Annotated in this window: 12 protein-coding genes; 9 read left to right on the forward strand and 3 right to left on the reverse strand. The window is 67.3% G+C overall.

Going from position 1 to position 13,082, the window contains the following annotated elements; genetic code table 11:
• The first annotated feature begins 130 nt into the window (after positions 1-130).
• Positions 131-1,177 (forward strand): nitrilase-related carbon-nitrogen hydrolase, encoded by a 1,047-nt coding sequence (locus AB1609_05400; GenBank protein MEW6045902.1) that lies wholly within the window; start codon positions 131-133, stop codon positions 1,175-1,177.
• 21 nt (positions 1,178-1,198) lie between these two features.
• Here the strand turns inward: AB1609_05400 and AB1609_05405 are convergent, their stop codons facing one another.
• The 3 genes from AB1609_05405 to AB1609_05415 all read right to left on the reverse strand — a co-directional run bounded on the left by AB1609_05405 (position 1,199) and on the right by AB1609_05415 (position 5,035).
• On the reverse strand, positions 1,199-2,077 hold the full coding sequence (locus AB1609_05405; GenBank protein ID MEW6045903.1) for an ABC transporter permease: 879 nt from the start codon (positions 2,075-2,077) through the stop codon (positions 1,199-1,201).
• Positions 2,078-2,104: 27 nt separating this feature from the next.
• A complete protein-coding gene (locus AB1609_05410) occupies positions 2,105-3,136 on the reverse strand; it encodes an ABC transporter permease (GenBank protein ID MEW6045904.1) in 1,032 nt (343 codons plus the stop codon).
• 81 nt (positions 3,137-3,217) lie between these two features.
• Entirely contained in the window at positions 3,218-5,035 is a 1,818-nt protein-coding gene (locus AB1609_05415; protein ID MEW6045905.1) for an ABC transporter substrate-binding protein, read from the reverse strand.
• 626 nt (positions 5,036-5,661) lie between these two features.
• Here AB1609_05415 and AB1609_05420 point away from each other — a divergent pair.
• From AB1609_05420 to AB1609_05455, 8 genes are all read left to right on the forward strand, one after another.
• Positions 5,662-8,409 (forward strand): valine--tRNA ligase, encoded by a 2,748-nt coding sequence (locus tag AB1609_05420; protein ID MEW6045906.1) that lies wholly within the window; start codon positions 5,662-5,664, stop codon positions 8,407-8,409.
• A complete protein-coding gene (locus AB1609_05425; protein ID MEW6045907.1) occupies positions 8,396-9,796 on the forward strand; it encodes a folylpolyglutamate synthase/dihydrofolate synthase family protein in 1,401 nt (466 codons plus the stop codon). Before AB1609_05420 ends, AB1609_05425 begins: the two co-directional genes overlap by 14 nt.
• A 106-nt stretch (positions 9,797-9,902) precedes the next feature.
• Entirely contained in the window at positions 9,903-10,475 is a 573-nt protein-coding gene (locus AB1609_05430) for an SPOR domain-containing protein (protein ID MEW6045908.1), read from the forward strand.
• Between the two features lie 167 nt (positions 10,476-10,642).
• Positions 10,643-10,885, forward strand: coding sequence for a metal-sensitive transcriptional regulator (locus AB1609_05435; protein ID MEW6045909.1), 243 nt, complete (start codon positions 10,643-10,645; stop codon positions 10,883-10,885).
• Between the two features lie 242 nt (positions 10,886-11,127).
• The gene (locus AB1609_05440; protein MEW6045910.1) at positions 11,128-11,388 is read left to right on the forward strand and encodes a hypothetical protein; all 261 of its coding nucleotides are present in this window, start codon (positions 11,128-11,130) and stop codon (positions 11,386-11,388) included.
• 10 nt (positions 11,389-11,398) lie between these two features.
• Positions 11,399-11,974, forward strand: coding sequence for a Maf family protein (locus AB1609_05445; protein MEW6045911.1), 576 nt, complete (start codon positions 11,399-11,401; stop codon positions 11,972-11,974).
• On the forward strand, positions 11,968-12,717 hold the full coding sequence (gene radC, locus AB1609_05450; GenBank protein ID MEW6045912.1) for a DNA repair protein RadC: 750 nt from the start codon (positions 11,968-11,970) through the stop codon (positions 12,715-12,717). The genes AB1609_05445 and radC overlap by 7 nt, the downstream gene beginning before the upstream one ends.
• A 53-nt stretch (positions 12,718-12,770) precedes the next feature.
• On the forward strand, positions 12,771-13,082 hold a 312-nt coding region (locus AB1609_05455; GenBank protein MEW6045913.1), incomplete at its 3' end, for a rod shape-determining protein.

Below are 13,082 nucleotides of genomic sequence, written 5' to 3' on the forward strand. Positions count from 1 at the left end.
GCCGGGCGGGAGGCGTGGCCGGGGCGCACCGGGCTTGTTCGCGGGCCCCCGCGGCAGGGACTCGACAGTAAACGACGAATCCTCCAAGGCAGGGATAGTGAGCGGCGTTTAAGCGAATGGAAATGTCCGCATGATTTCACGCACGGTCCACCAGCCTGACGGGGCCCTCATCCACCTGGCCTGCGTGCAGGCTGAGCTGAGGGCCGAGGATTACGTCTCAGAGGCCGCCTTTGCGGCTCGGGTGGACGGGTGGATGGCCTCCATCCGGCGCAAGGTCGGCCAGTCCGGCCCACTGCTGGTGGCGTTTCCCGAGGACATCGGCACCTTCATGGTCTTCTTTGGCCACGGGGACATCCTGCACGGCGCGGGAACGCTCGCCGAGGCCATCGGCGCCCTGATCCGGCGCCACCGCGGGGCCACCATGCTTCAGCGGATTCGGTGCCGTTGCGGCTGGGTGCGAGCCCTGAGCCTGGTGTTGGGCGACGCGGTGGAGTCGAGCTACCGGCGCGTCTTTTCCGACGTGGCGCGCCGGTACCGGGCGTTCGTGGTGGCAGGCTCAGCGGTTCTGCCGGCGCCGGACCGCCCCCGCACGACCTTCAACATCAGCTTCGTCTTCGGATCAAATGGCGAGTTCCTGGGCTGGCAGCCCAAGACCCACCTGACCCCCATCGAGGGTCCCCAGCAGCTCGACATCACGCCGGCCCCGCTGGAGCAGTTGCGCGTGGTTCCCACCGCCATCGGCAATCTCGGGGTGGCCATCTGCCTGGACGCCTTCCAGGATCCCGTGGTCGACAGGCTGGTGGCGGGCGGGGCGGATGTGCTGGTGCAGCCCTCGGCCAACCCCGGGCCGTGGACGCCCGAGCAGCAGGCCGACTGGAAGCGCAGCAGCTGGCGAGCGGTACGCCAGTGGCCGCAGCTCCGCTACGCTCTCAACCCCATGATGGTGGGGCAACTGCTCGGCCTGCGCTTCGAGGGGCAGTCGTCGATTGCGAGTTCCCTGCCCGAGCTCTGCAAGCCGGGATCTTACGAGGCCCTGGAGGACGAGGGCGGGTTTGTCACGATCGCCCCGAGCGCCACCACGGAGGCCGTGCTGGTGGCGTCGGTGCCGTCCACTCGGATGGCCGGCCTGCAGGCAGGGCCGGCCGGTCGCCTGCCTTCCGCCGGGCGCCGGACGTAGCGCGGCCCGGCCAGCCTTTCCCTACTTCTGCTGGCGGCGCAGGCGCGGATCCATCACGTCGCGCACGCCGTCTCCCACCAGGTTCCACGCCAGCACGAAGAGCAGAATGGCAGCGCCCGGGAAGAAGATGGTGTACCAGTAGGCGAAGGGATCCCCGGGTTTGCCCAGGATCCACGGGCGAGCAAAAGCGGTCAGTTGCCCCCAGTCCGCAAAGCCCGGCTCCGCCCCCAGGCCCAGGAAGCTCAGGGAGGCAAGGGCGACCACGACGGACCCGATCTCCAGCGACGCCTGCACGAGCACCGGGTAAATCGCGTTGGGAATGATGTGGCGGAGGATGATGCGGGCGCGTGACATGCCGATGGCACGTGCTGCCTCGACGAACTCCATGCTCTTGACCTGCAGCACGCTGCCCCGAATCAACCGGGCGTAGGGCGGCCAGGAGAAGAGGATGAGCGCGAGGGCCACGTTGCGCAGCCCTTTGCCCAGGATGGCGACCATCACCACGGCTGCCACCAGGAACGGTATGGCGGAAATGATGTCAGCCGCCCGCATGAAAAGCTCATCCAGGCGTCCCCCGTAGTAGCCCGCCAGGGTTCCGACGACCAAGCCCACCAGCAGGGAGGCCCCCACCACGAAGAGGGCGACCCCGAAGGCCACGCGACTTCCCCACACCACGCCGTAGAAGATGTCGTACTGCCCCTCGGTCGTCCCGAAGAGGAACCGGTCCGAAGGCGGCCGGGGCTCGACCGCAAAGCCCGAACGCGGGATGCGGTAGGGTTCGTCCGGGTAGCGCGGTGGGGCGATGTAGGGGGCCAGCACGGCCACCACGGCAAAGAACAGCAGGATGACGAGACCTGCCGTCGCCAGGGGATTTCGCAGGAACCGCCTCAACGAGTCCATGGCCGATCTTCCGTCTACCTCCACTCTTCAATCGAGCCGCACCCTGGGGTCGATGAGGGCGTAGCTGATGTCCATGGCCAGGATGACCACCACGAGTACGACAGAATAGAAGATCGTAATGCCGAGCACGGTGGTCCGGTCGAGTTGTAGGGCCGCGGTGGCCAGGAGCTTGCCGATGCCCGGATACGAGAAGATCGTCTCCGTGATGACGACGCCTCCCAGAAGCCCCAGCACCATCAGGGCAATGATGGTGGAGACCGGAATCAGCGCGTTTCGCCTGGCGTGCTTGCGAATCACCGTCCGCTCGTCGAGCCCCTTGGCGCGGGCCGTACGGACGTAATCCTGCCGGAGCGTCTCGAGCATGCTTGAGCGGGTGATACGCTGCAGCTGCGCCCAGTAAAGGTAGGAGAGGGTCACCACGGGTCCCACCATGTGGCGGATGGTGTCGAGGAAGATGTCGAACCGGCCGTTGATGAGCGCGTCGATGGTGACAAGGCGCGTCACCTGCTTGAACTCTGGCGAGAGCATGGCCTGCGTCGCCCAGACGGAGACCCTGCCCGGTGGAAACCACCCCAGGGCCCCGTAGAAGATCATCAAAAAGATGAGCCCGAAGACGAACGTGGGAAACGACCAGCCGATGATGGCGAAGACGCGGCTGAGGTGATCGATCCAGCTATTGTGGTGAACTGCCGCCTGCGTCCCGAGCCAGACGCCGCCAACCGCCATGGGCACGGCCGCATACAGCGTCAGTTCTATCGTGGCCGGGAAGCGCTCCATGATGGCGTCCCAGACGGGCTGCTTGGCCACCTCCGACCAGCCCATGTGCCCGGACAGGAGCTCGCGCATCCAGTTGGAGTACTGGACGTGAAGCGGGGCATCCAGCTGGTACTTCTTGACGAGCTGATCCATTGAGAAGGACTTGAGTTCCTGCGGGGACCGGATGAACGTGGCAACCCTCTGATAGGGGGGCATCAGCTGGCTCAGCCCGAAAATGATCAGGCTTGCACCGGCGACCACCAGCGGCAGGAGGAGCAGGCGGCGTACAATCAGGCGTGTCATGCTGCGTCTTCAAAGCCCCTTTTTTGAAAGCGGGAGGTACCCACGCGTCCGTGGGTACCTCCCCTATTGCCGGCACCCGCTTTAGCCGGAGGACTTGGAGAGCCGGTAGAAGTCCTCGCCGGGGCGGATGGCGTTGGGATACCAGCCCTTGACCCAGTCGCGCATAACGACGGGCTGGGTGCGGTCCACCAGGAAGATGTCAATGGCCTGCTCATAGGCTACTTGCTGCAGCTTGTAGTAGGCCTCCCGGCGGACCTTCGGGTCGGTGCTGGAAACCCCCTGCTCGATCAGGGCGTCGATCTGCTGCGTCAGCTCCGGCGGCAGCTTCTGCGCGGCCGCAAACGTGCCGGTGGAGTGCATGAACGGCACCACGAAGTTGTGCTCGTCCGGGAAGTCGGCCAGCCAGCCGAGGATGAACAGCGGCAGCTTGCTCTGGCGGTACGCCTGCAGGTACGTCGGCCACTGGACCGCCTGGATGTCGATGCGGAACTTGGGGTTGATGCTCTCGATGTTCTGCTCCAGGATCTCCGCGGCGATGCGGCGGGCGTCGTTGCCGGCGTTGTAGGCGATGGTCATCTTGAAGCCATTGCGCCAAACCTCGCCGCCCCATGCCTTGCGGAAGTGCTCCTCCGCCTTCCTCAGATCCAGCTTGTACACCGGCTGCTCGGGGTTGAAGAAGGGAAGCGCGGCAGGAATCGGACCGCGTGCCTGCGTCGCCTCACCCTTGGAGACGTCTTGGATGTACGTCTCCCAGTCGAAGCTGTAGTTGAACGCCTTGCGCACGTCGATGTCGCTGAAGAAGTTGGCCGGGATGCCCTCGCCGTCCAGTTTGCCGCTGCCGATGAACTCGTTGCCGTCGGGGTTGATGTTCCACGTGAAGAACGCCGCGGTGCTGGCAAGCCACGGCTGGCGCCGCAGCACCCGGACTCCCGGCATGTTCGTCACCTGATCGAGGTACGGCGGGTCGACGATGACGATGTCGGCATCTCCGGACTGCAGCATCAGCTGGCGGGTGGCCCACTCTTCAACGATCTTGATGACGACGGTCTTGGTGGGAGCGGGCTTGCGCCAGTAGTTGTCGTTGCGCTCCAGGATGATCTGGACGCCCTTCTCCCACTTGACGAGCTTGTACGGGCCGGTCCCGTTGGCCTTGTCGTAGAGCGGATCCTGCTCGGCCTTCGGGTCGTGCCACTTCACCCAGTTCTCGCTGCCGTCCCAGTCGCCCTGGGCGATGGCCCACTCCTTGTCGATGATGGCCGACCAGCTTCCGCTGTGGGTCAGGATGGAGAGGAACGGCGGATACGGCCGGGCCAGACGGAAGACGACGGTGTCGCCCTCCACCTCGACGGCAGCGTCGACTTTACGGTAGACATCCTTGAGCATCTCGGGCGGCACCTTGTCGAAGCTATCGACCTTGGCCAGATCTTTGGCCAGGTCCTCGATGGTGGAGTAGCCGAGGAGGGGCTCAAGCAGCATCCACACGGGGCCGCCCGAGCGGTCCTGCAGCATGGCTCGCTCGAAGGTGTACTCCACGTCCTCGGGTGTCAGCGCGTTGCCGTTGTGGAACCGGACGCCCTTCCGGATGGGAAAGCGGTAGACGAGGCCGTCCTTGGAAAGAAGCCCGTTTTCCACCGTGGGAACCTGGGTGGCCAGCAGCGGCACGAACTTGCCGAGGTCGCCGCCGTCGAAGTCGAGCAGGTTCTCGTAAACCTGGTAGATGACTTCGCCGCTGGCTGTGTCGTACGCGTAGGCCGGGTCCAGGGTCTCCGGCTCTCCGTACGCTGCCTTGATGAGGGTGTCGGGGTTCCTCACCTCAGCGCTGACGAGCCCCGCAGCCCCAAGCACGAGTAACGCTGCGGCTGCAACGGCCAGGTACACAAAACGCCTCGAGTGCGTCATGCAGCCCATCGCCCCCTCTGTGTCGGACTCTCTGAAGCTTCACGAGGCCACTGCAAGCCATGCTGAGCCCATCACCTGCAACCCGGGGGAACCCGCCGGCCAGGACGCCGGGAGGACCCCTCAGGCCTGCCCCACCCCCTCGAAGCGGCCTGTATGCTGGACTGCATAGCTATTTCCATGCCCTCACGCTTCGTCGGCAACGTGCGATTTCCTCTTCCCGCACCGACGGCTGCCCTTGACAGCGTCGCCGCCCCGCTGCTAGACTGCGGCTAAGCACCATCGGGATGCGGCGACGATGGGGAGGAGTAGGCGCCGGCTCGGCCCTTGCAGAGAGGAAGCCGCTTGGTGAAAGGCATCCGGGTACCGCAGGCGCCGAAGGTCGCCCCTGAGCCTCCGGGTCGAAAAGGTGCCGACGGTTGAGGTCGAGCGCGTGAGTAGGCCCCGACGGGTGGCCCGTTACAGCCTGGGAGAGCCCCGAGAGGCACGCTGAGCCGGCAGCGCATCAAAAGCAGCCGGTAGCGCGAAGTTCAGCGCGCCGCGGGGGAACAAAGGTGGTACCGCGGGGGACCCCTCGCCCTTTGGCGAGGGGTTCTCTTTTTGCACCGAAAAGAGGAGGCCCGGTTCTCATGCAGGGAGAGTTACGCGAAAAGCAGGCGCAGGCCGCAAACGCCGCACCGGACGCGATACCGCCGGCGTACAACCCGCGGGAGAACGAGGCCCGCTGGTACGCGCACTGGGAGCGCGAGGGGTATTTCCGCGGGGACCCCGACCCGTCACGCCGGCCTTTCTGCATCGTCATCCCGCCCCCGAACGTCACCGGATCGCTTCACATGGGCCACGCCATGGACAACACGCTGCAGGACATCATGGTGCGCTTCCGGCGCATGCAGGGCTACTCAACCCTGTGGGTACCCGGCACCGACCACGCCGGGATCGCGACCCAGGTGGTGGTGGAGGCGGAGCTGGCCAAGGAGGGCACGACGCGCCAGGAGTTGGGGCGCGAGAGGTTTCTGGAGCGGGTCTGGGCGTGGAAGGAGAAGTACGGGGGCATCATCACCCAGCAGCTCCGGCGGCTGGGCTCTTCGTGCGACTGGTCCCGGGAGCGGTTCACCATGGACCCCGGCTGCTCCCGGGCGGTGCGGGAGGTGTTCGTGCACCTCTACCATAGGGGGCTCATCTACCGGGGCGACTACATCATCAACTGGTGCCCGCGCTGCCAGACGGCGCTCTCCGACCTTGAGGTGGAGCACGAGGAGACCGAGGGCCGGCTCTGGTACGTCCGCTACCCGCTGGAGGACGGCAGCGGCGACGTTGTGGTGGCCACGACCCGTCCCGAGACCATGCTGGGCGACACGGGGGTAGCGGTGCACCCGGGCGACACCCGCTACCTGCCGCTCATCGGGCGGCGGGCCATCCTGCCCCTGGTGGGGCGGCGGCTGCCGATCGTGGCCGATGAAGCGGTGGACGTGGCCTTCGGCACCGGTGCCGTGAAGGTAACACCCGCGCACGACCCCACCGACTTTGAGATCGGCCGCCGCCACCAGCTCGAAACCGTCAAGGTGATCGACGAAAGCGGCCGGATGACCGAAGCGGCCGGCGAACCCTTTGCGGGGATGGATCGTGCCGAAGCGCGGCTCAAAGTGGTCGAGGCGCTGCGCCAGCAGGGATACCTGGTGCGGGAAGAAGCCCACCGGCACGCGGTGGGCCACTGCCAGCGCTGCCACACGGTGGTGGAGCCTCTCATCTCCAAGCAATGGTTCGTGCGGATGAAGCCGCTGGCAGAGCCCGCCATCCGGGCGGTGCGCGAAAAGAGGGTGCGCCTGATCCCCGAACGGTTCGAGAGCCACTACTTCCACTGGATGGAGAACGTCCGGGACTGGTGCATCTCCCGCCAGCTCTGGTGGGGCCACCGCATCCCGGTATGGTACTGTTCTTCCTGCGGTGAACAGGTGGTCAGCGTGGAGGATCCGGCGTCGTGCCCGCGCTGCGGCAGCACACGCCTGGAGCAGGACCCGGACGTGCTCGACACCTGGTTCAGCTCGGCGCTGTGGCCCTTCTCGACGCTGGGCTGGCCGGAGAGGACGCCGGAGCTTCAGTTCTACTACCCGACGGCGCTGCTCGTGACGGGTTTCGACATCCTGTTCTTCTGGGTGGCCCGCATGATCGTGATGGGCCTCGAGTTCATGGGCGACGTGCCGTTCCGCGACGTGCTGCTCCACGGGCTCGTGCGGGACGCCCTCGGGCGAAAGATGAGCAAGTCCAAGGGAACCGGGCTCGATCCCCTCGAGGTCATCGAAGAGTACGGGGCCGACGCGCTGCGCCTCACGCTGGTGATGGGCGTCGGAATGGGCAACGACGTGCGCTGGCACCCCGAACGGGTGGAGGCCAGCCGCAACTTCGCCAACAAACTCTGGAACGCGGCCCGCTTCGCCCTGATGCGCACGAACGCCGCCCAGGACGGTAGGCCGGGGCCGGGTGCCGAGGCAGCGGGCCGTATCCAGCGGTGGGCTTCGGCGGGCGAACTGGAGCTTCCCGAGCGCTGGATCCTGTCCCGCCTTGCCCGCCGCACGAAGGAGGTCACCGACCTCCTGGAACGCTACGAACTGGGTGAAGCGGCTCGGGCGCTGTACGACTTTACCTGGGACGAGCTGTGCGACTGGTACATCGAGCTGTCCAAGCCTCGCCTCGCGTCCGAGGCGGACGCCGGCCGGCGTGAAAAGGCCGCCGCCGTGTTGTCGTACGTCCTGGACAACACCGTACGTTTGCTGCACCCGTTCGTCCCGTTCATCACCGAGGAGATCTGGCAGCGCCTGCCCCACGAGGGCCCCACCATCATGCTCGCCCCCTGGCCGGTCCCGGACGGGGCGCTCCTGGACGAGGCGGCCGAAGCCAGCATGCAGCAGGTCATCGACGTGATCCGCGCCATTCGCAACGTCCGGGCGGAGAAAGGCGTTTCCGTGAACCGGCGCATTCCGGCCATCGTGTGGGCCACGGGCGGTGCGCGCCGGCGGATCGAGGAGCACGCCGACGACATCCGCCGTCTGGCCGGCCTGTCGGAACTCTCCATCGGCGAACCCGGACCGGAGCGGCCCAGGGATGCGGTGCCGGCCGTCGCCGGGGGGCAGATGGAGGTCTTCCTGCCGCTGGCAGGGCTGCTGGACGTCGACGAGGAATTGCGACGCCTGGGCAGGGAGCTGGAGGAGGTCGAGCAACTCCTCACCCGCTGGAGATCTGCGCTGGATAGGCCGCAGTTCCGGGAGCGGGCGCCTGAGAGCGTGGTAGAGGCCACCCGCAAGAAGCGCGACGAGGCCGAACAGCGGCGCGCACGCATCCTCGAACAGATGGAGCAGTTGAAGCAGCTTGCCGGTCGGTAAAGCGAGCGCATCCGAGGCCCTCGAGTACCTGGGCCACCTGGCGCGGTTCGGTATGCGGCTGGGCCTCGAGCGCATGGAGGCCATCCTCGAACGGCTGGGTCACCCCGAGCGGCGCTTTGGCGTCGTGCACGTGGCCGGCACCAACGGCAAGGGTTCGACCGCGGCCATGGTGGCAGCCGCGGCCGGGGAGGCCGGGGTTCGGACAGGACTCTATACCTCGCCGCACCTGGTCCGGTTCAACGAGCGCATCGTGGTGGACAAGGCTCCCGTTACGGACGAGGTGCTGGCGGATGCTTACCGGGCCGTGCGGGCGGCCGTGGAGGAGATGGCCGTTGGGGAGGCCCCCACGCAGTTTGAATTCGCCACCGCCATGGCGTTCTGGGCCTTCGCTCGGGCGCGCGTCGAACTCGCGGTCGTGGAGGTGGGTCTCGGCGGCCGCCTCGACGCCACCAACGTGGTGCGGCCGGAAGTGTGCGTCATCACCCCGCTCGGCCTCGACCACACGGAGGTTCTGGGGGACACCCTCGCGGCCATCGCCGGGGAAAAGGCCGGGATCATCAAGCCTGGCGCCGACGTGGTGACCCCGGTCCAGCCGGACGAGGCCGCAGCGGTCATCCGCTCCCGGGCGGCAAGCGTGGGGGCGGCGCTGTTCGAGGTCGTGGGTCCCCCCTTGTCCGAAGGCCCTGCCATGGACGTTCCTTTACCGGCTGGTAGCGAGAGCGTGTACCGGTTCACGCCCCGTCGGGCAGACGTCCGGGGCGGGCTTCTTGACCTCGTCACCCCGGAAGGCGAGCGAATTGCGGACCTCGAGGTGGGCTTGCTTGGCCTCCACCAGCTTCAGAACGCGGCGGTGGCTGCGGCGGCTTTGCACCGGCTGCGGGCGCGAGGCTGGCCCATCACGGAACAAGGCCTGCGCACCGGGCTTCGCCAGGTGGTCTGGCCCGGGCGTCTTCAGGTGGTGGGCCGGCGCCCGTGGGTGGTCATCGACGGCGCCCACAACCCCGCAGCGGCCGGGATGCTCGCCGATAGCTTCCGGACCCTTTTCGGGGGCCTGCCGCGGGTGCTGGTCGTGGGCATGTTGAAGGAGAAGGATGTCCAAGGGGTCCTGCGGGCCCTTGTAGCGCCGGGCGCCACCGTGATTGCCACCCGCGCCCGTTCGAGCCGGACCGAGCCCGCCTCTCCTGAGGAGCTGGCGGCTGTCGCTCTCGCTCTCGGCGCCGGGCGCGCCGAGGCCGTGGTACCTGCCGCGGATGCGCTGCGCCGCGCCCTGGAGCTGGCGACGCCCGACGACACGGTAGCCGTCGCCGGTTCGCTCTACCTGGCCGGGGAACTGCTGGCAGACCTTAAGGTGGACGTGACAGCCCGGAACGTCTTACCACCCGGGTGAACGTCCCGGCGCGGCTTTCCCGTCCGGGCTGCGTGGCATTCTCTCGAATGGTGCAGGGATTCACGCCGCGCGCCCATAACAGTAGACGCGGCGAGGAGGGAGAGCGTTGGGCGACGGGCCGCGGCCACAGGCTTCGCCTTCCGCCGTTCGCAGCGGCGCAACTTTCTTCTTGACACTCCTCCTGGTGATCGTCATCGGGGCCCTGGGCGGTTATGCCCTCGGCCGGTACGTGTTCGACCGCCTGATGGAGGCGCCGCAGTCCCGCATCGCCCCGCTCCAGAGCCAGACTTTGCCGCCGCAGGCCACACCCGCTCCGGCGCCGGCCATTAGCCGCCCGAGCGAACCGGTTGCGCCGGCTTCACCCGGACGCCCGCCGGCCCAGGAGGCTGCAGGGCAACTTCGGGGCTCCGCCGGTGGACAGGCCGCGCCGACGGGTCCGTCCACCGCCACGTCGAGCTCGGCGTTCTTCGTACAGGTCGGAGCGTTCGGATCAGCGGAGCGCGCGGATGCCCTGGTAGTGAAGCTCAGGCAGCAGGGGTACCCGGTGACGGTGGAAATCCTCGACGCTGGCAAGCAGCCGCTTTACAAGGTTCGAGTGGGCCCTTACAGTCGAAGGGAAGACGCGCAAAAGGCGCTGCAGCAACTCAAGCCGACCGTACCGGATGCGTTCATTCCCTGATGGGGCGGGGCGGTCGCGCGGTGACGATCCGATCGTGAGGACGGAATAGGGTGAGGGCGATGGCTACCGACGCTCGGGCGAGAGCGGAACAGACGCGGTCCGTCTGCCACCCGGCCCTGGCGCACGACGGTCGGCACGGTTCGTATGCACCCCGCAAGCGGGAACTGATGCGGCGGCTCCGCCGGATCGAAGGCCAGATCCGGGGCCTTCAGCGAATGGTTGAAGAGGAAAAATACTGCGTGGACGTGCTTATCCAGATTGCGGCGGTAAAGGCCGCTCTGGACAAAGTTGGAATGGTTCTTCTCGAGGAACACACCCGAGGCTGCGTGAGCCGTGCCATCCGGGAAGACCAGGGTTCGGACGCCGCCATCCGCGAGTTGACGGACGTCATCCTGCGTTTCATCAGGTAGCGGCGGCGCCAGGCCCCGGCACCCCTGGTCATGCTTGCAGCCCGACGGCCGGTTCTTCCCCGGCTATTTTTGCCATGGCTGCCCCGCGCACCTCCGCGATGGAAGCCACGAGCAGCCATGATAAGATACGGAAGGCCCGCGCAGGAACGGCACCGCAGTCCGAGAATATTCGGCACGAACTGACACGGTTGGCCGGGGGATTGGGCTTTACCGCTGCAAAACGAGCAAAAGAGGTGCACTCGGTGATCCGCTCCTACTCACGCGGCGCCCGTCTTGGCCTGGTGCTCATCGTCCTGGCAGCAGGTGCCGTAATCGGCAGCGGGCTGTCCGAAGCGCTTTCCGCCGTCTTCCCGGTTTTCGGGAGATCGGTGCAGTTGGGTCTGCGAATGGACGAGGTCACCCTGGCCGGGGTCATCACGTTTGGGCTCAACTTTCACCTGAAGGTCAACCTGGGGACGGCCATCGGCCTGATCATTGCCGCGTGGCTCCTGCGCGGGAGGTAACGTGGCGCCGATGGCGCTGGTGCTCGCCTCGACGTCCCCCCGGCGGCGCGAGCTTCTGACCATGGTGGGGGCCGTCTTCGAGGTCGCGGTGCCGGATGTCGACGAGTCAACCTTGAAAAAGAAGGAGGCGCCTGAAGAGCTGGTGGTGCGCCTGGCCGGGGCGAAAGCCGCCGACGTCGCCCGCCGGCGCCCCGAGGACGTGGTCGTGGGGGCGGACACGGTGGTAGTCCTGGACGGCCAGCTGCTCGGAAAGCCCCGCGATCCGGCCGACGCCAGGCGGATGCTGAGGCTGCTCTCGGGCCGAACGCACCAGGTCTGGACGGGGCTTGCGGTCATCCAGCGCGCGAAAAACCGCCGGGTGACGGCTGCCGAACGCACCGACGTGACGTTCCGGCACCTTTCCGACGAGGAGATCGACCGGTACGTCGAACGGGGCGAGGGGCTTGACAAGGCCGGGGCCTACGCGGTTCAGGGCGTGGGGGCGCTCTTCGTGGAGCGGCTGGAGGGGTGCTATTACAACGTCGTGGGGTTGCCGCTTGCGAGGCTGCAGTCGCTGTTGAAGGGCTTTGGGATCCGGCTTTGGTAGCCCGCCAGGCCATCGAAGGGGATCTCGCCGAGGTCGATTGCCGGCCCGCCATGCGGGAGCGCCCCATCTCCATGCGCCCCCGGGAGCGGCTGGCTACCGGGGATCCGGCGTCGCTCTCCGACACCGAGCTTCTCGCCGTCCTGCTCCGCACGGGGCGAAAGGGCGCGAGCGCCCTCTCCCTGGCCGAACAGGTGCTGCTGAGGGTGGGAGGGCTTCCGGGGTTGGCCGCAGCGTCCCTGGAAGCACTCACGGCCGTACCGGGGGTGGGGATGGCCAAGGCAGCTGAGGTAATGGCTGCCGTGGAGCTGGCGCGGCGGCTGGTGCGTTCGGGGGCAGACCGGCGCCCTCAGATCCGGACCCCATCTGACGTCTACGACCTGGTCGGGCTGGACATGGGGCGGCAGGACCGGGAGCAGTTCGTGGTGCTGCTGCTGGACGTGCGGCACCGGCTGATACGTTCGTGCCCGGTCTCGGTGGGCGAACTGACGCAGACGCCGGCGCACCCCAGGGAGGTCTTCAAGCCGGCCATCCAGCATTCGGCCGCTGCGGTGGTGCTGGTTCACAACCACCCGAGCGGGGACCCCACCCCGAGCGAAGGCGACGTTCACCTGACCGCCAGGCTGGCGGCGGCGGGAGAGATCCTGGGCATCGAGGTGCTCGACCACGTGGTGATCGGCCTCGGGCGCTACGCCAGCCTCAAGGAGCTCGGGCTCTTCGGCGGATCGAGGGCGGCGGCCTCATAACGGAGGCCGGACAAAACAGAGGTTTGGGACCGGGAAAGGAAAAGGATGGGTACATGGCCGCTTGGTTTGGTCGCGACATGGGGATTGACCTGGGGACAGCCAACACCCTGGTCTATGTCAAGGGCAAGGGCGTTGCGCTTCAGGAGCCCTCGGTGGTCGCCGTCGACAGGGAGACCGGCGAGGTGCTGGCAGTGGGCGACGAGGCCAAGCAGATGGTGGGCCGCACGCCCGGCAGCATCGTGGCGGTTCGCCCGATGCGCGACGGCGTCATCGCTGACTTCGACATCACCGAGCGCATGCTGCGGTACTTCATCGAGAAGGCAGGCGGGGGGCGGCTGCTGAGCCGGCCCCGGGTCGTGGTCTCG

This window comes from Bacillota bacterium, from assembly GCA_040754675.1.
Lineage (GTDB): Bacteria > Bacillota > Limnochordia > Limnochordales > Geochordaceae > Geochorda.